Genomic DNA, 23,315 nt, shown 5'->3' with positions numbered 1-23,315 from the left:
TTGCGGACAATTACAATTTCACACTACTTATATCAACCAAGTTGTTGACAATAGCATATATAGTCAAACCTGCAGGAGAATGGATCTGTAACTTCCGTGCAATATTCCGGCGATGTGTAATTACCGTATTCGTTGATATACAAAGGTGATTGGCGATTTCTTTATTTGTCATTCCCTGTGCAACGGAAACGATTACATCTTTCTCTCGATCACTAAGAACTTCATTCGATTCTGGGTTCTGTGTAATCATGTTAGAGATCTTTACACTAACATCATTTTGTTTACTCTTCTGCTCTAAACGTCTGATAACAGGAATGAATATTTCCTCTTCAACCCTTGCATGTTGATTAAGCCATTCCTCACAATTATATATATCATATAAGGTGGCGGTGAGACGATTGTTATGATGGGAATCAGAAGGGAGGTACTTAATAATAATACTCTTCAATTCGCGCAACTTAACATCCGTCTGGCTATGATGTTTTGAATAGGTTTCTACATCGTATGTGTCATTAGTCTCACCTTTTAATAAGGAGTCAACATAAGGAAACACATTCTTTTCTTCGTATTGCATGTGATTACGAATAGAATGAGCATACTCATCATAAAGACGGAGTATGAGGCGAGCAAGATTATCATTCTCATCCAATGCAGCCGTCAACTCTTTTCGTATGAAAGGTAACTCATAGTCAAGATAATAAGTGTGGCTTGCCTTAAGATACTGCATAAGCGTCGGTATAGATAACCTATCAATATCATCAAAGCCCTTATATCCATTGATAGAAAAATTAACAACTGACAAGAATGTATAAGTATCAACATTTTGGTCATTGCAAACTTCTCTTACAGTCTTATCTCCAAAGCCCAAACTAATGCCAAAACAACCTAGACTCTGCAATAGACTGTAGTTGTCTCTGATAAGGTTTATCATCTTATCATCGGGCTCATACATCTTTTGATTCTTCATCTTGTCTTTCCGTAATAATATCGTATGCAAAATAACAAAAAAAAGTTCAATAACACAATAATAATCTTTAAGTATTTGATATAATATCTTCATTTATTAGTATTTACAAGTAAAAAGCAATCCTTCTAAAGCAGAAATTAACACAAAACAGATGGTTATTTATCACTCATCACAACAAAAATAATAACAGATTACCTTACATTTATAAGCAATAAAAAGTCTTGTATCTATGATGAAATCATCTACTCAAATACAGATATACACACATGACAACACAAGAGATGCTCTCTTTCCAATGAGAAAAGCCTCTTCTATGAAAGAAAAGGGCGTTACTTCACATTATAAGAAGCATATACTTATAAGATTATGAATGCATTCTTTTTAATAGATGAGACTGAAACAAATACAACAATACCGATTTATAGTGATTCAACAAAAGAATTATACGGGCTAAAGTAACACTAAAATAGATGAAATTTCAATAAATATAGGTATTGTCTTATTTAACGAAAGGAAGTAACTTTGCACACAAATAATAATTATATAATAGACAAGAACTCAATGAATAATTTTGCTTTCAGGATTATCTTCGGCGCACTTTTAGCAGGAACGACTACTGCACAAGCACAAGTTAACGCTGCCGACTCTGTAATGAATCACGCCAAAGGAAACAAACTAAGTCTTGGTGGTTATGGTGAAGCTGCTTACTCACGCAACTTCTATAGTGATAACGGCAATCGTTATACAACTCCTAACCTTTACAAGAAAGACCCTAGCCACGGACGATTTGACATTCCACATGCTGTTATCTATCTTGGTTACGACTTCGGTAAAGGTTGGTCTATGGGTAGCGAAATCGAGTTCGAGCATGGAGGCTCTGGTTCTGCCATTGAATATGAAGCCGATGAAGCGATTGAGTTCGAACATGAAACAGAGAAAGGTGGAGAGGTTGAATTAGAACAGTTCTGGTTACAGAAATCATTTGGTAAGGCTTTCAACATTCGTGCTGGACATATCGTTGTACCTTTCGGTTTAGTAAATGCACACCATGAACCATTGAATTTCTTCACAGTATATCGTCCAGAGGGTGAGAATACGATTCTACCAAGTACTTGGCATCAGACTGGTATTTCATTTTGGGGACGTAAAGGTGACTTCAGTTATGTAGCACAGATGATTGCTGGATTGGATGCTTATCACTTCAGCCGTGCTAACTGGATACAGAAAGGTACGTCAAGTCCTTTCGAGTTTGAGGTCGCAAATAAGTATGGTTTCCTTGCACGTGTAGACAACTATACTATCCCTGGTCTGCGCATTGGTGTCAGCGCATACGCTGGACAGGCGATGCACAACAACGTACCACATGATAGCGAGAAGGGTGCAAAGAAGAAGATTAAGGGTAACGTCTATCTTGGTAGCTTAGACTTCACCTATAATAAATACAACTGGATTGCAAGAGGTAACATCGATTATGGTTACGTTAGCAACGCAAAAGAGATTACACAGCTTTCTTATCCAAACGTTCAATATGTCAAGCCATACGAGTCAGGGAATGGTAAATACTTCGGTAGTCATGCTATGGCAATGATGTTTGAAGTAGGTTACGACATCTTCTCTCAAATTAATAAGATGCGTGCCGATAATCAGAAGCTCTATATTTTCGGTCACATTGAGCATTATGACTCTTATATTCATGCCACAACCAAGCAATGGACTAACAGAACCATCCTTGCAACAGGTATCAACTACTACCCTATCCCACAGATTGCTATCAAGGCAGAATACAACTACCGCAACCTAAAGAAAGGATATAACGATGAACCTGCTATTAATATCGGTATAGCCTACGAGGGCTTCTTCCTATAGGAGAAAACAAATATTATAAACTATCATTAAATAAAGATTGTAATGAAGAAAGTAACAAAACTCGCAATGTTCCTCCTTGCAGGGACATTAGCAACAGGTTTCACATCATGTAGCAGTAGTGATGATGAAGGTATTAACACTACAATTCTTACTCCAGAACGTCAGACCGAATTAAACAAGGCTGCAAGCGAAAGTAGCGCAAATGCTAACAAGACCGAGATGGGTAAGGTTGTTGCCAATTACCTTGAGGCTGTTGTTAAACCGACATACTTAGATTTAGCGCAGAAGTCTGATGCTCTCTACAATGCATGTCAGAACCTTTATAAGAAGCGTAAAGCTGGTAAATTGACACAGAGCGATATTGATGCTGCATGCGAAGCATTCAAAGGTGCGCGTAAAGACTGGGAACAGAGTGAGGCATTCCTTTATGGTGCTGCTTCAGACAATGAGATCGACCCACATATTGACTCATGGCCACTTGACCACGACCAGTTGACAAAGGCTCTAAATAATGCAGATGTTATCGCAGGTATTAATGGCGAGAATCCAACCAAGTATGTTTATGACAACAATGGTAAATTCGACTCTGTATTAGGCTTCCACGGCTTGGAGTTTGTTCTGTTCCGCAATGGTAAGAATCGCACAGTAGCTGATTTTAATGCAGAGAAAGAAACAGAGCAGGGTCTTACAAGTGTAAGTACTGTAAACGAGGCAGCTTTTGCAGCAGCTGTAGCCGGTGACCTCCGCAATATGACTTATCTTTTGGAATATAGCTGGTTAGGTACAAGTATTCCAACATCGCATTTGAACCAGCTTGCTAACGCAATGTGGGTAGTCAACGGAACACGTCACCAAGGTCTATCACCAAAGTTGATTCCTTATCGTGACTATTCAAACTTCGCAACAACAGATAAGGGCTACTTCACAACATGGCACGAGACTCTGAACAACATCTTCATTGGTGGTTGCGTAAACATCTGCGAAGAGGTTGCTTCTCAGAAACTCGGTCAGGCTTATCGCAAGGCTACTGGTACTGGTACAGCAGACGATGCAGCTAACTATATTGAGTCACCTTACAGCAAGCGTTCATTCCAGGATTATCAGGACAATATCTACTCTATCAAGAATACATTGTATGGTGTTCGTGGCACAGAGACAATCTCTACTCCTGCTCAGAACTCTATCATGAACTTCTTGAAGAACAACAATTATCCTAAGTACAATGACCTGAATAACGCTCTCAACGAGGCTATCAGTGCACTTGAGACAGCTAAGAAGAGCGGTATTGCTTTCATTGACAATCCAGGTCATGCACAGGTTAAGAACTGTATCGATAAAGTTGATGCCTTGAATCAGGCTCTCAATGAAGCTGGTACATGGATTAACCAACAGACAGACAAGTAAAGACGGGCATTTCCGTATGGTATTAAAGATGATCAAACGGTGGAAAGGTGAAGTTGCACCCAATATATTATTTACCGAGTATCATCTTCCTATAAGGACTATCAAATTGGACTAATTAGTCCAACTGATTGGACAAACGTGTCCAATTAGTTGGACAAGCCTGTCCAATCAGCAATATCTTATAAGAAAAGAAAGAGACAACAAGGTTGTATGTTCTTCCATACAACCTTACGTCTCATTAAATAATAGATTTAAAAACATTATGAGACACAACAGCTATAGCAAATTCTTACTTGCAGGAGCATTATTATGTTCATTTGCCGCTTGCTCTGACGACAATGTTACGCCAGACGGACCACAGAAACCTCAAGAGCCAGAAACCAAATACATTGGTCAAGCTGTAGGTAACTTCTCTGCTGATGAGTGGTATCCAGGTGGTAAACTCGGAACAACAGAGAACACTGCTGCTGGTGGTTATGAGGATAATACACCTGCTATTGACGAACAAGGTCTGACTGATCTCTTCAACCAAGGTGATATGATGGCAAGTGCAAAATACACATTAAGTACCGAGCCTTACAAAGGTTGGGGACCAGTTGCCTCACGTCGTTCATGCGAGTACTGCCACTCTGGTGGTTATGCTCACGGACACAGTCGCGACAACATGGATCCAGTTAAGGGCAATGGTTACATCGTTTCTGTTTATACACCTGATGCGCCAGGCAGTAACAATGGAACTCCTATCAATCAGCTCACAACCTTCACAATGTTGCAAGCTGTTGAACCTTTCTTGCCTCCAGTTGATCCAAATCAGATACAGATTACATGGCACGATGTAACTTCTATGCCAAGTGGACTACCAATGCAGTTCCCTGATGGTGAGAAGTTCAATCTGCGCTATCCATCTGTTTCTATTCCACAGTCTGCATTCAATACTGACCCTAAGCCAAGCAACTATGAAGTACGTTTGATAGCATCATGTAACTTCCAAGGTCTCGGTTTGATTGATGCAATCTCTAACGAAGATCTGGAGAAGCAATACAAGGCAGAAGGACAGCACGTAGAGTTAAACCCAGAGTTCTTCGATAACGCCACAAAGCAATTGAAAGCTGATGCTTGGGCAGAAGATGCTTTCGGCAATAAGTTCGTAAAGCGTTTCAACTACGATTTGCTCGATGGTTGTCTTGAGAACGACGTAGCTCTTTGGGACGAGTTGAATGTTCTTCGTTCAGATATCAAGCACATTTGTTCTACAGAGCCATGGGCTAAAGCAATGTCAGAGAACGAGAACGTGATTAGTTACATCCAACAACATGGTAGCGATCCTAACTCTTATGTTCATCCTTATTACAACGATGGTACACGTGAGGGAATCAAGAAAGCCGTTGCATATCTGCTCTCTCCAAACGATAACGTGAACCTTTACAACAACCCTTATTATAACTTCAAGCCAGAAGTGAGTGATGAGGCTTATCATGCGTTTATGGTTTGGCACAGAGGTATTGCCGTTCCACGTGCAAGAAACTTGAATGACAAGGATGTGCAGCGTGGTAAGGAACTCTTTACTGGTGAGTTAGGCTGTGCTCATTGTCACAAGGCTTCTTGGACTACGGGTGCAGACAACCATGGTTCTTCAGTAATCCTTGGCAACAAACAGTTGCCTAAGTATGCTAATCAGAAGATCTATCCATACTCTGACTTCATCCAACATAAGTTGGATATGAAGAACGATATCCATGGATCATGGTGCCGCACTACTCCGCTTTGGGGCAGAGGTCTTTCATTGATTAACTCTGGTGCAGAAGATCGTCTACACGATGCTCGTGCTCGTAATGAGATTGAGGCAATCATGTGGCACGCATACAGCAAGAACAGTCAGGCTTATAAGGCAGCCTTCAAGTTCTATAACTTACCAAAGAAGGATAGAGACGCTGTAGTTAAGTTCATCCGCTCTATCTAATGAACAGCAATTAACAAAACATTCATAAGAAGAAGATGGGATTCGCAGAAGAGTTCCGTCTTCTTTTATCTTACTATAATGCGAACAAAAAGATTACTTGAGATTGTGTATATACTCATTATCGCCATAATGGCGATAGGAACAGTCATAGGGAAATACACAAGTCTTGATTATGTTTCAGATAATATCTTCGGTTCTTGGTGGTTCATCTTATTATGGACAATAGGTACAGCTACAGGAATTATTTATTTTATTAAGCGGAAAGTCCGCCGCCCTATCATCGTCTTATTACATTTGTCATTCGTCATCATCCTCCTTGGCGCTTTACTCACTCATCTAACAGCACATAAAGGAATGATACATCTAAGACAAGGAAAGCCCGTAAGTACATATATAACAAAAGATGGTAATAAGGCACAATTACCATTCTCGGTTGTTCTAAATAGATTCAATATTACCTATCACGCAGGCAATATGGCTGCAATGGATTATGCTTCTGTGATTACTATAATAGAAGGTGAAAGGAAAGAAGAATATCAGATATCTATGAACAAGATATATTCAGGCTATGGCACACGCCTTTATCAAAGTAGTTTCGATGAAGATATGAAAGGTTCATACTTAGCTGTCAATTCTGATCCATACGGAATCCCCATAACATATATAGGTTATGCCCTACTCTTCCTTGGACTCATTGCCATGCTCATCGAACCTAAAGGAAACTTCCGTCGATTACTTCGTAGTAATAGTGGTAAAGCCATTGCGTTACTCTTACTACTTCTAGCAGGAACATCACCTCTCAGTGCACAACCTTCATTAACACGTGAGACTGCAGATGAGTTCGGAAAGGTTCTTATTGTTTATAATGGTCGTATCTGTCCAATGCAAACCTACGCCATTGACTTCACAAAGAAACTATATGGTAAAAAGAATTACAAGGACTTCACTCCCTGCCAAGTATTAACTGGCTTCATGTTCTGGGGTAAGGAATGGATGAGAGAACCGATACTCAAGATGAAAGGTAGCGAATTGCATGAGAAGTTAGGATTAGATGAATACATCTCACCCATAAGTCTTTTCGGACAACAAGGTTATATCCTCGGTCCATATCTTCAAGACGCACAGAACCAGCAGGACGATGCCGTTGCCAAACAGCTCCTTGACACTGATGACAAGATGATGTTATTAATGGATCTAATGCAAGGCAAAACGCTCAAGATATTTCCTTATACATCGAATAAAGGAGACATAGATTGGTTTGCACCCACCGACCGAATGCCCCAAACAATGCCCAAGGCACAACAACAATATATCCACAGCATACTTTCCTTGGCAGGACAATTAGCTAACCAAGGGAACACGGGGATGCTAAACGAACTTGCACAGAAGTTACAGAAGTATCAATACACATACGGCGGCAATACGATTCCCTCTCCAACCGAGATAAAAGCAGAGAACATCTATAATGCATTCCCGTTCGCAACCATTCTCTTCATTGTCAACCTCACCTTAGGTATGCTATCCGTTATCTTCCTAACCAAGAGGAAAACATACCGATTCTTTACTTATCTCATGGGCTTATCATGGCTCATACTCACATTCACCTTAGCTTTAAGATGGATTATCAACGGGACAATCCCTATCGCAAACGGGTATGAGACAATGCTTCTACTCGCATGGCTCATTATGATTGTCTCAATCCTCACAACCCATAAAATGCAACTGATGACCACCTTCGGACTACTCATGAGCGGCTTTATGCTCCTCGTCAGCCATCTCGGGGAGATGGATCCAAGCATTACGCCTCGCATGCCCGTGCTGAACAGTCCGTTGCTAAGCATACACGTGAGTATCATCATGATATCCTACGCCCTACTCTCCCTCACCTTCATCAGTGCCATTGCCTACTTCTGCACATACCGAAGCAAGAAAGCAAGCATCATTCAGATAAACCGACAACTGACCAATCTCTCACAAATATTCCTCTATCCAGCCATAACAACGCTCGGACTCGGAATATTCATCGGAGCAATATGGGCAAACATCAGCTGGGGAACCTATTGGGGCTGGGATCCAAAGGAGACGTGGGCACTCATCACCCTTATGATTTATGCCATTCCTTTGCACACTGCCAGCTTACAAGCGTTACGCCAACCTCGGCAGTATCATCTCTTCATGCTCGTAGCTTTCCTAAGCATCCTCATGACCTACTTCGGTGTAAATTATATCCTTGGGGGCATGCACTCCTATGCCTAAGTGTGGAAAAGTAAACGAGTTGACAGATTGACAAGTAAACGAGTTATTAGTTCTGTTGAATGTAGTTGCATCACGTAGGGACAGACGCCCTCGTCTGTCCGCCCCTCCATCCTTTTGTAACACTCGTTGGACAACATATCCTCCTAAAGAGGCTTGGAGAGGCTTCTATTGCTTGTATTTTGGCGGACAGACGAGGGCGTCTGTCCCTACTTTGAGGTACTTATTTCAAACAATGTGAGCACTTCCTTTAATTCAAAATTACGGTTATTTTCAATGAAACCTGTATAATTAATAGAAGCAAAAAACATCGTAATAAGTAGGGACAGACGCCCTCGTCTGTCCGCCCCTTCATCCTTTTGTAACACTCGTTGGGTAACATCTCCTCCTAAAGAGGCTTGGGGAGACTTCTATTGCTTGGATTCTGGCGGACAGACGAGGGCGTCTGTCCCTACTTTGAGGAATTAATTTCAATAAATGAGACATACATAAATCGCCTAAGGAATAAGTGGAGGAAACGAAATGTATATGTATTGCATTCGTTTTCTCTGCTTATTCTTTTGTATTTCTCGGTACTTTCTATTATCTTTGTACGTAGAAAATAATATTATCACTCTGTGATAATTATTTATCACTATAGAGATAACTATTTATCAGTAAGTGATAATTATTTATCACGATAATGATAATATTAATTCATACGTAGCTTTTAAAAAGAAAGTACGTACAAATTCATTAAACTAAACAGAGGAAATAAACTAAAAATATAATAGAAAATCTAAAATTAAAAACGTATGAGCGTAAAATACAAACTTCTTAAAAATAGCAAGGAACTATCGAAATTATCAGAATATAGGGCAGTAACGATCGAAAATCAAGTTGTTGACATTGAGCAAATAGGCGAAGACATACAAAACGCAACAACACTTACCCCTTCTGATATCAATGCTGCCATAATAGCAATAAGACGAGAAATGGCGATTCAACTGAAGATGGGGAATGCAGTGCACCTGCCGGGAATCGGTTACTTCACACTTTCAGTGAAGGGGGAACTATATCAAGATCCGCGTTCAAAGCATTTCCGATTGCGAAAGCCAATGGTGCGAACGGTAAAGTTCCGTCCTGATATGAAGATGATAAATACTTTATCTGACACAAAGTTTGAGAATGCAACTTATCAGGAGAGTATATCTTCTATTCCCAAAAGGGAAGATATTGACAATGCTATCGTTACCTTACTATCTAATCAGCCCTTTTTCTCAATAAGAGAACTACGGCAATACCTTAATCTATCGCAAGTAAATGCTTATCGTATTGCTAAGAAATTGGAAAAGGAGGGAAAGATTCGGAATATAGGAAAAGGAAGAAGTAAGTTATTTATTCTAAATGATTCTTCTTCTGAATAAAGGGAAACAAAAATGCGCTCCACTATTTGAAGCGCATTTATTATATTAGTTTTATAGGCTTACCCTCTTACTTTGCATAGGCTACAGAACGTGTCTCGCGAATTACCGTAATCTTAACCTGACCCGGATAAGTCATTTCGTTCTGAATCTTCTCTGCAATCTCAGAACTTAGCTTCTCGCTCTCTACATCGTCCATCTTATCAGCACCAACGATGACGCGAAGTTCTCGACCTGCCTGTATTGCGTATGTCTTTGTCACACCTGGATAGCTCATTGCAATAGCTTCCAAATCGTTTAATCGCTTAATGTAAGCTTCAACTATCTCACGACGAGCACCGGGACGAGCACCGGAAATAGCATCACAAACCTGTACAATCGGTGCAAGAAGTGTTGTCATTTCTACTTCATCATGGTGGGCAGCAATAGCATTACAGATATCTGGTTTCTCCTTATACTTCTCTGCAATCTTGCCACCGTAGATTGCGTGCGGCAGATCAGTCTCTTCATCTGGCACTTTGCCAATATCATGCAACAAACCTGCACGCTTTGCTTTCTTTGGGTTCAAGCCTAATTCGCTTGCCATAACTGCACAGAGGTTTGCGGTTTCACGAGCGTGTTGAAGAAGATTCTGCCCGTATGAAGAACGATATTTCATCTTACCTACAATGCGAATCAACTCTGGATGCAAGCCATGAATACCAAGGTCGATAGCTGTACGCTTACCTGTTTCGATGATTTCATTATCAAGCTGCTTCTTAACTTTTGCGACAACTTCCTCAATGCGTGCAGGGTGAATACGTCCGTCTGCTACCAGCTGATGAAGTGCCAAGCGGCAAACCTCACGGCGAACTGGGTCGAAAGCAGAAATAACGATTGCTTCTGGCGTATCATCTACAACGATTTCTACTCCTGTTGCAGCCTCCAAAGCACGGATATTACGACCTTCGCGACCAATGATGCGACCTTTTACCTCATCGCTATCAATATGGAAAACACTTACAGAGTTCTCTATAGCTGTTTCAGTTGCAACTCGCTGTATAGTCTGAATAACAATCTTCTTTGCTTGCTGGTTCGCATTAAGTTTGGCTTCATCAACTATTTCGTTGATATAAGAAGCTGCATCCAACTTCGCTTGATCCTTCAAGCTCTCAATCAAACGCTCCTTCGCGTCTTCAGAGCTAAGTCCAGAAAGCTCTTCTAACTTAATGCGCTCCCTCTCCTGCATCTTCTCAAGATCCTGCTGTTTAACCTGCAACAACTTCTTCTCATTGTCAACACGCTGCTGTTGATGGTCAACATCCTGTTTGCGACGATTGAGATCTTCCTGACGTTGATTGAGCGCAACCTCACGCTGCTTCAATCTATTCTCCCCTTGTTGAATCTTCAAGGTACGCTGTTGGACTTCCTTTTCGAGTTCACTCTTCTTATTAAGGAATTTCTCTTTAACCTCAAGCAATTTCTTTTCTTTAATAACCTCTGCCGCTTTCTCCGCCTCTTTTATCGTGTCTTTGTACTTCCCTGTAAGGATATAACGGAAAATAGCAAATCCACCTGCACAACCAGCAGACAAACAAAGCACAGCGATTATAACTGTAACAATCGGACTCATTTATTTTTCTTTTTTGATTTTATAGTTAATATTCTCGCTATTTCTTTAATACTTCCTCAATTTCTGAAGTGAGTTTACCGAGAATATCATTGAATGGAGCTGTGTCATTACGTACTCCTTCTTTCTTATATTTCAAAGCAATATCAAGCATTGCCATGTACATAATATCCTTATCTCCCTTTTTACCTTTGAAAAGAGTAGAGTAAGTATTGACGGTATCAGTAATGAGTTTGGCTGCAGAACGATAATACTCCTCATCGTCACGCGGGACGTTTACAGAAAGTTCTGTATCATAAACATGCAACCTTATATGTAGTTTATCGTCTGCCATTATATTCTGGATTATTTCTCACTTAGAAGTGTAATGCACTTGTTAACATCTCGGATAAGTTTGGCAACACGCTTTTGTGCACCTTCCATATCCCCATCAGTTACTTCGAGCATCTTTGCCATCTTCAACGAATTATAGTCAGTTTCTGCTTGGGACAACTCTTCTTGCAGTTGTTTAATCTCCTGCTCACGCTGGTCAACAAGTGCATATAGCTCGTCATTCTCTTTCTTCAGTTCTGCATACTGAAGAATCATCTGACGCACACGAGTTGCAAACGTATTTAGAGTTTTCTCATTTGATTCCATGACTACCTTATTCGTTTGGGCTACAAAATTACATTAAAGTTTCTATTTAAGCAAATATACGCTTAACTATTTTGATGCCGTTTGCTCTGCTGGTTTAGGCTCTTTCTTTGCCAACATAACAATCTGATAAACGAAATCTGTAGTCCATTTTCTACTAAAATGAAGTCGCTGATTATATTGTCGAACAGCTACTACAGCTTTGATAACACCAGCATCAGAGAAGTCATTCTTGTCATAAATATCATTTACCGTCTTCTCTGTCATGGTATAAATTGCTTTCTTGAAGAAGCCTGGAACACGCAACTTAAACTTCATCAAATTACCAATTAGCATCATTAAATCTTGTGTGAAACCTTGGAATTGATAAAGATAAGGCTGTACATCTTGCATCTTCTTACAATTCTTCTTAATGCTAGCGTCTATCTCATCAAAGAAATTATCATCGACTTTATATAGGCTTTTCATTGTTTTCTTTACACTAGCCATTTCTCCTAAGCCCAACTTATTACGTAAGGTCGGGACATGAAATGTTTGCTTATATGTACGCAGGTCGGGAAGCATTGCCAAATTATTGATACCAAGGCGAGAGGCAAGTACAGCTTGGAAATAAACCCTAATGAGAGTCATATAATCTTCCATTCCTCCAGACTTTGCTGTTTCATCACTACTTTTACTAAAAAGCTTTGAAAAGAATCCCATGTTCTTATATTTTGTTTTTAAGTTATTACAACGTATTAAAATCTTCTATTCGGTTGCAAAGTTAATAAAAAAACTAAGAAAGCACACGCTTAATGTATGTTTTATCATTTAGAGGTATTTAAATTAGATTTAATTTCTTATCTTTGCATTCGTTATATACGCATCGTTGAATGAGGAATTATTTGCATGACAAACTCATAAGGGCTGACCTATTCAATTCCATTATTCTTCCCTGCTCATAATAGCAACTAAATTGATAAGCAAAATATAAAACGAACTGATTTATGAAAGGAATAGTTCTGGCAGGCGGTTCTGGCACACGCCTCTATCCAATAACGAAAGGAATAAGCAAACAGCTTATACCAATATTTGACAAGCCAATGATTTATTATCCTGTATCGGTATTGATGTTAGCAGGAATCAGGGAAATTTTAATTATTTCTACTCCGCATGATTTACCTGCGTTCAAGCGATTGCTTGGAGATGGTAGTTCTTTTGGTGTAAAGTTCGAATATGCAGAGCAACCTTCACCTGACGGATTGGCACAGGCATTCCTTATCGGCGAGAAGTTTATTGGAAAAGACTCTGTATGTTTGGTTTTAGGAGATAATATCTTTTATGGTGCTGGCTTCAGCAGTCTATTACATAATAGTGTTCGCAGAGCAGAAGAAGAGAATAAAGCAACCGTCTTCGGCTATTATGTCAATGATCCAGAAAGATATGGCGTTGCCGAGTTCGATAAGAATGGAAAGTGTCTTAGTATAGAAGAAAAGCCTGAACATCCGAAGAGTAATTATGCTGTTGTGGGACTCTATTTCTATCCAAATAGTGTTGTAGAAGTTACCAAACATATTAATCCATCTGCACGTGGAGAACTAGAGATTACGAGTGTAAATCAAAAATATTTGGAACAGGACACATTAATGGTTCAAACTCTTCAGCGTGGTTTTGCATGGCTAGATACGGGAACACATGATAGTCTTTCCGAAGCAAGTACTTTCATTGAATGCATTGAGAAAAGACAGGGACTCAAAGTCGCATGCCTTGAAGAGATCGCATATAAGAAAGGATGGATAACTGCCGAGCAATTAAAAGAAGAAGCTCAACCTATGGCAAAAAACAATTACGGTAAATATCTACTTGAATTGATAGAACAAAGATAAGGCTCAAGTCTCATTCATCAGAAGAAACAAAAAACAAAATAAATATGGAAGAAACAACAAAACTAGAACTAGACAAGGAACAAGAGAAGCAAGGAATAGCTTCTTTCTTTGACTTTGCAGCTCTTTATCGAACCGTGATCCTTAATTGGTATTGGTTCGTACTTTCACTAATTATCTTTGGTGGAATTGGAGCAATCTATTTAAGATATACTACCCCTTTATATCAATCAACTGCAAAATTATTAATCAAAGATGATGCCAATAGTGGCAAACGGGGAGCTTCGTTACAAAATATAACAAACATAGGTACTATCTCTAATTCTACTGGCATTGACAATGAAATGGAGATTCTATCATCACATTCTATTGCAGAAGATGCTATCCGTGATTTAAAGCTGTATGTGAATTATACGACAGAAGGAAAGGTTAAGGATGTTATAGCATATCGTGACCAACCTTTAACTGTTGACATTGATGCTGCTCACTTGGATAAATTGAATAGACCTATCAACCTTAATATAACAAAGAAAGGTTCTTCATACGTTGTTACAGGTACTTACTCTGTACCAACAGATGAGGAATATAGCGAAGGACCTTTCGCGCTCAATGTAAAGTTCACAACTCTTCCAGCAACGATTCCAACACGTGCAGGAACTATCACCATTAGTTCAAATAATGGAAGAACCTTGCGTGATGCCCAAGTCCTAAAGGTGAATATCCTTTCTCCTAAGATGGCATCTGATAAATATGTAAATGAATTGAAGGTGACACAGAATGCTAAAACCAACTCCATTGTACAGCTTCAATTAACAGATGAGGTTCCTCAACGTTCACTTGATTACTTAAAGCAATTAGCAATCGTTTATAACCGTCAGGCAAATGAGGACAAGAATGTAGTTGCACACCAAACAGAGAAGTTCATTAATTCACGTTTGGAGAAGATCAATGCGGAATTAGGTAAGACCGAAGGTGAACTTCAGAACTACAAGCAAAGAAATGGCATGGTAGAACTGAAGATGAATGCTAGTAATTCTGTTTCCAACCAGAATACATCAGAACAGAAACTTGCAGAAATGGAGACTCAAATTGAGCTCTTTAATACGATTGCTCGTGAGGTCGAAAGCTCTTCACGTAATCTAAGACAAGTTATTCCATCTAATGTAGGATTGGATGATGAAAGTTCTACTTCATTGATTAATAAATACAATGAGTTAGTTCTTGAGCGTAATCGTCTCCTTCGTAGTGCATCTGAGAGCTCACCAGTTGTTGAACCTCTCACGGATCAGATTCGTGATTTAAATGTTAATATTCGTCGTGCTATTGCTGCTGCACGCAAGAATTTACAGATTCAGAGAGATGCAGTTTTAGCGCAGGTTACAAAATACACCGATCAAGTAGAGGAAACTCCTCAACAGGAACGTATGTTGACACAGATCGGTCGTCAACAAGAGGTAAAATCAGGTCTTTACTTGATGTTACTTCAAAAGCGTGAGGAAAATAGTATATCTCTTGCAGCAACAGCCGACAAAGGTAAACTGATAGATGACCCACAACTGAACGGACAGGTTAGTCCGAACTCTACATATATAATGTTGATTGCACTTGCTATCGGTTTGGCAATCCCTGTAGCAATTATCTTACTCATTCAACTCTTCCGTTACAAGATTGAAGGTCACGATGATGTTGCACGCCTTACCAAGTTACCAATTATCGCTGATATTGCAATTGCAAGTAATTCGGCAAAAAGCAAGGCAGGCATCGTTGTTCACGAGAACCAGAATAACCAAATGGAAGAAATATTCCGTGCTCTACGTACCAACCTCCAATTCATGTTGCACGAGGGCGAGAAAGTTGTTCTCTTCACTTCATCAACATCTGGAGAAGGTAAAACCTTTACAGCCTCCAACCTTTCTGTCAGCCTCGGACTCCTAGGCAAGAAGGTTATCTTAGTAGGTCTTGACATCCGCCGCCCACGTTTGGCAGAGCAATTTGGTATTAAAGACCACAAACACGGTATCACCAATCTACTTGTAAAAGATAATCCAAACGCAGAAGATGTAGAGGCACAGATTCTGCCTTCAGGCGTAAACAAGAACCTGGATCTTCTCATGGCTGGTCCTGTTCCTCCTAACCCTGCCGAGCTTATCGCACGCAGTTCGCTTGAAACAATCATTGCTATTCTTAAAGATAAGTATGATTACATCATGATTGATACTGCCCCTGTTGGTTTGGTTACCGATACACTACAGATTGGTCGTGTTGCAAACGCTACCATCTACATGTGTCGTGCGGATTATACACCAAAGGCTTCCTTTGGAATGATTAATGCGCTCGCAATGGAAGAGAAACTACCTAACATGGCGATGGTTCTCAATGGTGTCGACATGTCGAAGAAGAAGTACAGTTACTATTACGGCTATGGCAAGTACGGTAAATATGGACGTTACGGCTACGGCAGTGGCTATTCTTACGGCAAGTACGGCAACTATGGGAATTATGGATCATACGGAAATTACAGTAACAGCCAGTATGGTGACAAAAACGATCACTCTGTAAAACGATAAGTAAAGAATGACAATAGCTATTGATTTCGATGGAACCATCGTAGAACATAGATATCCTAAAATCGGTGACGAAATTCCTTTCGCCACCGATACTTTGAAGATGTTAATCAAAGATGGACACCAGCTCATCTTATGGAGTGTGCGGGAAGGTGAACTACTCCAAGAAGCCGTTGACTGGTGTCACGCACGGGGTGTCGATTTTTGGGCAGTCAACAAAGATTACCCAGAGGAAGAGAAAGAAAAGAACAATCATTTCTCTAGAAAGATTAAGGCAGACATGTTTATTGACGACCGCAATTTCGGAGGATTACCTGATTGGGGAACAATCTACCAAATGGTAACAAATCATGAAACATGGGAAAGCCGAAATTTCTCTAATCCCTCGTTTACAGAACAAGAACAGCCTAAGAAGAAGCATTGGTGGAATTTCTAATCATAACATAAAAGGGTATAAAGAGGGTCTTCTATTGAATATCCTCTTTTTTGTATCTATCCAATCAATCGACTCATAAAAGCCATTACTTATATCATTAAAAAGGCATACTCCGCTAATCTTAACAATCTGTTAAGCCTAATTAATATGAGTCCACAGATCAAAAACACAGCAAAGACATAAACGAATAAACTTCTTACAGGATATTACAAACAATCTGGAGATGTATTACAAAAGGCTTGTAAAACTATTACAAGTATTTTGGAGAAGTATTACAAGTAATCTGTAAAAAGCTGGAATATTATGAATACTGATGTAATATGACTTTCCGTCGATTTAACAAAGCGTATTCTTACTATATTAGTAGGACTTATAAGCTCCCCTCTTATAAGTCTACCAGATAGCTATATAAAATGAGAAAATATTCAAAATAGCTAGATATTTCATTCTTATTGGACATGTAGAGCCTAAGACTTTGCTTACCTAGCAATATCAGATAGCCTTAAAAGAATCAGTCAATAGAACTATGTTTTGAAGAGGTTTTCACACAACCATACAATAAAGATGTAATAGACTATGAATCAATCAATGAACTCATTATATCTATTATGTCTTTACCCTATTTTCTTAATAAAGGAGTTTACCTTTCGTATTTTCGCAATTGGTGGCACAAATAAGCCTTATACAACATATGCCACCAACGTGAAACAGGGCGTCCCCAAATGGTTTCTGAAGGGAAATCAAAAGCAAAATGCAAGTTACGATATATCTCTAAGAAATATTGACTATAAACAGACTTACCTGTAAACGAATAGCGTTTATCATGGAAACCAAAGTTTCCACTTTGTATAATCTCAGAGACCAGTATTTTACCTACCCTCTCATTCGGTTTCATCAATAAATACTGATCGGGCAAACCAAGTATATCCTTCATTATATACATTACAGCAGCTGCAAACTTAAACATCCCTACCTGCTTAAACACACGTATTGTTTTCTTACGTTCTTCATCTGTAAATCCACGTAATAATAAGTAATAATAATCTATCATTTGGCGCAAGCCAATACCTTCAAAGAAGAAATGGTGCATAAGATGTGACATCTGGAACACACGATTAAAATCATCAGTAAGTGTATAAATTTCGCCCAACCCACTAGGAAGTATTGATAACCTATCAAATTGCGCTTCTTTACATTGATTAAAGAACCGCCTCAACTTATATTCATGCCACATATTACCCATGAAAGAAGGAAAGAAGTGGAGTTCTACAGGAGTCTTAAAATAAGAAAGTTCTATATGATGGTAACCTATTTCACCTTTAGGGTCTAACTGTCGAGAAATACGGATAATATCTAAAGTCTTAGCATCCGTCCAAAGGTCGATATCACCAGAAGTGCGCATATAAGGATCAGGATACATCAACGCATTCGTCTGTCCCTTCAAAACACAACTATGCACACCAAACTTCTTCAGCATCATTTCTGTAAGATCTGAAGCATCCTTATAAGTTTGTATATTTGCTTTTTCTATAAACGAACAATCAGCATACCACCTTAGAATCTGTCTTCTATCAGGACGATATTCAGATTTAGATAGTCGTTTTATTCCATGGAATAAGACACCCAATATTGCTTGCTTTCGACCAAAATCATATAAAGCATCCCAATCCATCTCACTTAGGTTCTGAGGTTCTTTTGTATCTTCTTTTAAGCAAAACCTAAGGAAATCAAAGAATATACTTGTAAAATCCTTTCTATTATCGTTCATCACAGTAATGGTTTCAACCTCCTTTTCCTCTATTGAAGATTAAATCTTGTCAAGAACAGAATACTTGCTGTTATTACTTACATACTCGGGAACTATCTCTTTCATCTTTTCAACGATAGCCATATCATCGTATGTGTGGCTCAAAGAAATAAGCGAGTTAATCTGAGCCTCAACCTCTTTGAAGTCATACTCACGTACTTTTGCTATACGAATCTTCTCATGGAAGCTAGGAAGAGTATTCTCTGTTGTGCTCAAAACCTCTTCATAGAGTTTCTCGCCTGCACGCAAACCAGTGTACTTAATCTTAACGTTCTTTGCTCCAGAGAGTTTTATCATTCGTTTCGCCAAATCTGCTATCTTTACAGGTTTACCCATATCAAAGACGAATATCTCACCGCCACTACCATGTGTACCAGCTTCCAACACAAGTTTACAAGCCTCTGGAATAAGCATAAAGAAACGAATAATCTTTGGGTCAGTAACCGTAACAGGTCCACCTGCCTTAATCTGCTTTTCAAACAAAGGAATAACAGATCCATTAGAGCCTAATACATTACCAAAACGAGTTGTTACAAACTGCGTCACAGGTTTACCATTAGCTTGTTCGTTAATCATTTTGTTTAAGCTCTGGCAATATATCTCACAGATTCGTTTAGAGCAACCCATCACATTCGTTGGATTTACAGCTTTGTCTGTAGATATCATAACAAACTTCTTAACGCCATACTTAACACTTAAATCAGCAATGATTTTCGTTCCCCAAACATTGTTCTGAATACTCTCCGATGGGTTGTTCTCCATCATTGGCACATGCTTATAAGCGGCGGCATGGAACACATAATCAGGCTTATAAGTTTGGAAAATCTTTTCCATACGATCAGCATTAGCAATACTTGCAACTATCGTATGTGCTTTGATGTTAGACCACTCAAAGTGCATCATCAATCGAATATTATGTTGTGGCGTTTCGGCTTGATCAATCAGTATCAATTCGGCAGGATTATAAATGGCAATTTGGCGCACCATCTCAGAACCAATACTACCGGCAGAACCTGTAATCATAATCTTCTTTCCACGCAGGAGAGCACCGATAGAATCCATATCTACACGAATCTGCTCACGTGGGAGAAGGTCTTCAATACTAATCTCCTTTAGTTGTACATTTGAATAATCATCATCTTGACTCCATTCCTTTTCACCTGAGCTCATGAAGATTCGAACACCTTGACTTAACAAGATATCTTGTAGCTTCTGGTCATCACGGAAACGTTCGTTCTGTAATGGCGAAACCAATACAGCCTTTATTTTCAAACTCTTAATGTGCTCAGCAAGATCGTCATCAACCATATATACCTTCTGCCCCATCAATATACGCCCCTTGAAAGAGAAATCATGAGCAATAAAACCTTTCAAAGCAAACTTTTGAGGTTTTATAATACGAATGCTCTTGGCTAGTCCAATACCACCACCATTCACACCATAGATAAGCGTGCGCATGGCATTACCTGTATTGAAGACAACATCATATACAGACTTTACGACTATTCGGAATGATATCATTCCAATTGTCGCAACAAGATACATAGCTGCAATCTGTCGCCCTTCAAGACGGATAAAATTTAAATCCCAATAATAAATAACATAATGCATGCCTTCAGCAATTACCAAAGACAACAACATCGCTAAACCAACGCGTTGTAAATCTACGAAGGAAGAGTATCTAACGATTCCGGCATAAGTATGGAACAGTTTAAAACCTATCAGGTTGAAAATCATGTAAACAAAGATAGTCTTTGATAATAAGGCGATATTGCCAAAAGCAACCGCACCATGATAATACAACCAAAAGACGAATATACCCGAGAAATAACAGATAAGGATATCAATGGCTAAAATAACCCAATAAGGCAAAGCATTGGCAGATAAATACCAATTCCAAAGTTTCTCAATTACTTTCATATTCAATATATTGCCGTTATTTCAAAAAGTGTATCACAAAGAAAGAACTAAGAGATACACAAAACTTACCATTTAATTTTAGAATGCAAATATAGATAAAAAATTGCAATCTACCACACATCTCCCAACTTATTTATCTCTACTTTATAAAATCACCTCATTTTATCATCTTACATCCATTTGAATATGGTAAAGGCCTCCATAGAGATTAGGCTGATACGTAAAGGTAATAAGAACAGATCGAGAGCAGTCGTCACTTACCTTCGAACTCTTAGGTTCTAAGATAAAGTTACCATCTAAGGATTGATAATCTCCTTCACCTAAAACATGATAACCAGCCTCAATAGCTTGTCGAGCAAATGATAACATTTCATCTGAAGACCAAGTATATAGGTTGATGCGTTCTAACATTAACTGATGATCAACATAAGTACCTAAATAGCCTATCTGTCGTGGTTGTTTGCCGACAACCTTATCTTGACCTGTTTGCTCATCATAATACATATTGTGATGGAAGATAATCTCTTTCTGAGTACTATACCCATTGATGGTTTGTGAATCTTTCAACGCAAACACTTTACTCAACGCCACCAAAGATGGCATATCCTTCAAACGTTCAGTATCATCTAGTAAGATGTGACATAGGTAAGGGAATGGAAACAAACATTCATCTGGAATACTTGTCGTCCTTACCCTACCTTTCTTAGGAGAATTACCTTTCGATGGTTCCGTAACAACTGCTGGTGCATCTGGATATTTCACCTCTGCTATCAATCTCTCTTCTTCTGTCATTTCTTTGGAAATTTTCTGTTGAGGAACTGATGCTCTATCCGCTTGTTGGCTCTCGTCCTTCTTTATTGTAGAAGATGTAACTTTACTTGCAAGGGCTTCACTCTTTTCAAGCTCCTTGTTATCAGCATTTGATGTGTTTACCTGTCTAGATTGCGCCATGTTTACACGCTCCCTTACACGATACCGCTCACAAAACTCATCTTCATTCGTCACCTTATTTATATAGTAATCTTTGCCTCCCTTTGAATCTGATATACGAGAGCCGTCACGCCAAATAGTCGTGTACTCTACCCGACCTTGTTCATTATAAGCATAACAAGGTCCATCTAAAACACCATTACGATAATTCAGTTTCATACCAACCTTCCCACTAGGAAAGAAAGAAAGGGCACGCCCATTAGCTACACCATTCTTATATTGCATTACAGACTCTACCTTACCTGACTTATAAAATGTACGGCACACTCCCTCTAACTTCGTTAGTTTATCATCTTGACGATTGATGCTTATGTAATGCTTCTCCGCACGCAACTGCCCCGTAATGTAATAGTCATAGAACATCTTAGCCCCTCTATTATCTACAATAAGAACACGATAATACGCCGCCTTACTTGCCGTGGCAACTCCTTGCCAACGTGCATTATAGAAAATAGCATCCTTTGGTATATGCGTATGATTAGTTGTCTGTGCGAAACCAATAACAACAACCATACACGTTAAGAAAAAGAAAAGTAGACGTTTCATATAGACTCTAATTTGGCTGCAAATATACTGCAACTAATGGGAATAAAAGAATTTTAATCAGTTTTTTCCTTAAAATGAATCTATATATCAAAACAAAATAGTATCTTTGTTGCGTTATCATACTACTACTTAAAAATCAATAAAACATGCCAGAAAAAGAAAGAAGTATCAAAGACTTTAAACAACTAATAAGTCTACTCAAAGAGAAACATATTTGTAAGCGTGCAGTTGTTGTATGGTCAGAAGATAGCCACACACAAGAAGCAGTCTCATTAGCTGCCCATGAAGGTTTTATAAAGCCCATATTGATATGCTCTGAAACTACACGGAATACCTTTGCACAAAAGGAAGGCTTTGAAACTATTATTGTAGACTCTCCTGAAGAGGCATCACGTAAGGCTGTGGCACTTATCCGAGAGAAGCAAGCCGATATAATAATGAAAGGTTTTGTCAATACGGATGTTCTGCTACGCGCTATATTAGATAAGCAACTAGGAATATTACCTAAAGGGGCTGTCTTAACCCATATTGCTGTTGCTAAATTAGCAGAGTATAACAAACTAATATTCTTTACTGATGCTGCTGTGATTCCTTATCCTACTGATGAACAGCGTAAAGCTCAAGTCCAATATCTTGTTGACTTTTGCCATGCTTTCAACATCACTTACCCTAAAATCTCTCTAATACATTGCTCCGAGAAGGTCGACACCAAACACTTCCCTCATACTGCAAATTATCTAACATTAAAAGAAGATGCGAAAGCAGGAGTTTTCGGTAAGTGTGAGATAGATGGACCCTTAGATTTAAAGACTTCATGCTCTAAGGAAGCAATGGAGATTAAACAAATCAACTCACCTATCAACGGAGAGGCTGACGCACTTATCTTCCCCAATATAGAGTCGGGCAATCTATTCTATAAAACTATCACGCTCTTCTGTCATGCAGAGGTCGCAGGTGTACTTCAAGGAACAATGGCACCTGTAGTTCTCCCTAGCAGAGGCGATACTATTACTTCCAAGTTATATAGTCTTGCACTTGCAAGTCTCATAGTAAAATAAGGTTATTACCCTTCCCAATATAACCAATTAAAAC

The 23,315-nt window shown here is 39.1% G+C and carries 17 protein-coding genes; 9 read left to right on the top strand and 8 right to left on the bottom strand.

Annotation, left to right across the window (positions count from 1 at the left end; translation table 11 throughout):
- Nucleotides 1-10: 10 nt before the first annotated feature.
- Nucleotides 11-967, bottom strand: a complete 957-nt coding sequence (locus tag D464_RS0100650) for a LuxR C-terminal-related transcriptional regulator (RefSeq protein ID WP_024985742.1) — start codon at nt 965-967, stop codon at nt 11-13.
- A gap of 561 nt (nt 968-1,528) precedes the next feature.
- Here D464_RS0100650 and D464_RS0100645 point away from each other — a divergent pair.
- The 5 genes from D464_RS0100645 (at nt 1,529) to D464_RS0100625 (ending at nt 9,856) form a co-directional block, all read left to right on the top strand.
- On the top strand, nt 1,529-2,833 hold the full coding sequence (locus D464_RS0100645) for a hypothetical protein (protein ID WP_018909694.1): 1,305 nt from the start codon (nt 1,529-1,531) through the stop codon (nt 2,831-2,833).
- Between the two features lie 42 nt (nt 2,834-2,875).
- The gene (locus D464_RS0100640; protein WP_018909693.1) at nt 2,876-4,237 is read left to right on the top strand and encodes an imelysin family protein; all 1,362 of its coding nucleotides are present in this window, start codon (nt 2,876-2,878) and stop codon (nt 4,235-4,237) included.
- A gap of 262 nt (nt 4,238-4,499) precedes the next feature.
- Entirely contained in the window at nt 4,500-6,197 is a 1,698-nt protein-coding gene (locus tag D464_RS0100635) for a di-heme oxidoredictase family protein (protein WP_018909692.1), read from the top strand.
- Nucleotides 6,198-6,275: 78 nt separating this feature from the next.
- Nucleotides 6,276-8,453 carry a cytochrome c biogenesis protein CcsA gene (ccsA, locus tag D464_RS0100630; RefSeq protein ID WP_018909691.1) on the top strand — a complete coding sequence of 726 codons (2,178 nt, stop codon included), beginning with the start codon at nt 6,276-6,278 and terminating at the stop codon, nt 8,451-8,453.
- A gap of 791 nt (nt 8,454-9,244) precedes the next feature.
- Nucleotides 9,245-9,856 carry an HU family DNA-binding protein gene (locus D464_RS0100625; RefSeq protein WP_018909690.1) on the top strand — a complete coding sequence of 204 codons (612 nt, stop codon included), beginning with the start codon at nt 9,245-9,247 and terminating at the stop codon, nt 9,854-9,856.
- 67 nt (nt 9,857-9,923) lie between these two features.
- Here D464_RS0100625 and rny read toward each other — a convergent pair whose 3' ends face one another.
- The 4 genes from rny to D464_RS0100605 all read right to left on the bottom strand — a co-directional run bounded on the left by rny (nt 9,924) and on the right by D464_RS0100605 (nt 12,800).
- Nucleotides 9,924-11,465, bottom strand: coding sequence for a ribonuclease Y (gene rny, locus D464_RS0100620; RefSeq protein ID WP_004382741.1), 1,542 nt, complete (start codon nt 11,463-11,465; stop codon nt 9,924-9,926).
- 37 nt (nt 11,466-11,502) lie between these two features.
- The gene (locus tag D464_RS0100615; RefSeq protein ID WP_004382740.1) at nt 11,503-11,796 is read right to left on the bottom strand and encodes a cell division protein ZapA; all 294 of its coding nucleotides are present in this window, start codon (nt 11,794-11,796) and stop codon (nt 11,503-11,505) included.
- A gap of 11 nt (nt 11,797-11,807) precedes the next feature.
- Entirely contained in the window at nt 11,808-12,101 is a 294-nt protein-coding gene (locus D464_RS0100610; RefSeq protein WP_018909689.1) for a hypothetical protein, read from the bottom strand.
- Between the two features lie 66 nt (nt 12,102-12,167).
- Entirely contained in the window at nt 12,168-12,800 is a 633-nt protein-coding gene (locus D464_RS0100605; protein WP_018909688.1) for a hypothetical protein, read from the bottom strand.
- A 284-nt stretch (nt 12,801-13,084) separates the two neighbouring features.
- Here D464_RS0100605 and rfbA point away from each other — a divergent pair, with 284 nt between their 5' ends.
- The 3 genes from rfbA to D464_RS0100590 are packed head-to-tail and all read left to right on the top strand — an operon-like array spanning nt 13,085 to nt 16,960.
- A complete protein-coding gene (rfbA, locus tag D464_RS0100600; protein WP_018909687.1) occupies nt 13,085-13,963 on the top strand; it encodes a glucose-1-phosphate thymidylyltransferase RfbA in 879 nt (292 codons plus the stop codon).
- 44 nt (nt 13,964-14,007) lie between these two features.
- Nucleotides 14,008-16,527 (top strand): GumC family protein, encoded by a 2,520-nt coding sequence (locus D464_RS0100595; RefSeq protein ID WP_018909686.1) that lies wholly within the window; start codon nt 14,008-14,010, stop codon nt 16,525-16,527.
- A 7-nt stretch (nt 16,528-16,534) separates the two neighbouring features.
- The gene (locus tag D464_RS0100590; protein WP_018909685.1) at nt 16,535-16,960 is read left to right on the top strand and encodes a BT0820 family HAD-type phosphatase; all 426 of its coding nucleotides are present in this window, start codon (nt 16,535-16,537) and stop codon (nt 16,958-16,960) included.
- Between the two features lie 640 nt (nt 16,961-17,600).
- On the opposite strand, the gene D464_RS0100585 is transcribed toward D464_RS0100590, so the two are convergent.
- From D464_RS0100585 to D464_RS0100575, 3 genes are all read right to left on the bottom strand, one after another.
- Entirely contained in the window at nt 17,601-18,728 is a 1,128-nt protein-coding gene (locus tag D464_RS0100585; RefSeq protein ID WP_018909684.1) for a nucleotidyltransferase family protein, read from the bottom strand.
- Nucleotides 18,729-18,767: 39 nt separating this feature from the next.
- Nucleotides 18,768-20,687 (bottom strand): polysaccharide biosynthesis protein, encoded by a 1,920-nt coding sequence (locus D464_RS0100580; protein ID WP_018909683.1) that lies wholly within the window; start codon nt 20,685-20,687, stop codon nt 18,768-18,770.
- Nucleotides 20,688-20,852: 165 nt separating this feature from the next.
- Nucleotides 20,853-22,190 (bottom strand): hypothetical protein, encoded by a 1,338-nt coding sequence (locus D464_RS0100575; RefSeq protein ID WP_018909682.1) that lies wholly within the window; start codon nt 22,188-22,190, stop codon nt 20,853-20,855.
- 179 nt (nt 22,191-22,369) lie between these two features.
- Here D464_RS0100575 and D464_RS0100570 point away from each other — a divergent pair, with 179 nt between their 5' ends.
- Nucleotides 22,370-23,281: a phosphate acyltransferase gene (locus tag D464_RS0100570; protein ID WP_018909681.1), complete on the top strand. Its 912-nt coding sequence runs from the start codon at nt 22,370-22,372 to the stop codon at nt 23,279-23,281.
- The last annotated feature ends 34 nt before the right edge of the window (nt 23,282-23,315 follow it).

This window comes from Prevotella veroralis DSM 19559 = JCM 6290 (assembly GCF_000377625.1).
Classification (GTDB): Bacteria; Bacteroidota; Bacteroidia; order Bacteroidales; family Bacteroidaceae; genus Prevotella; species Prevotella veroralis.
Note: the sequence above shows the minus strand (reverse complement) of the source record. Positions and strands in the feature narration are given on the sequence as shown.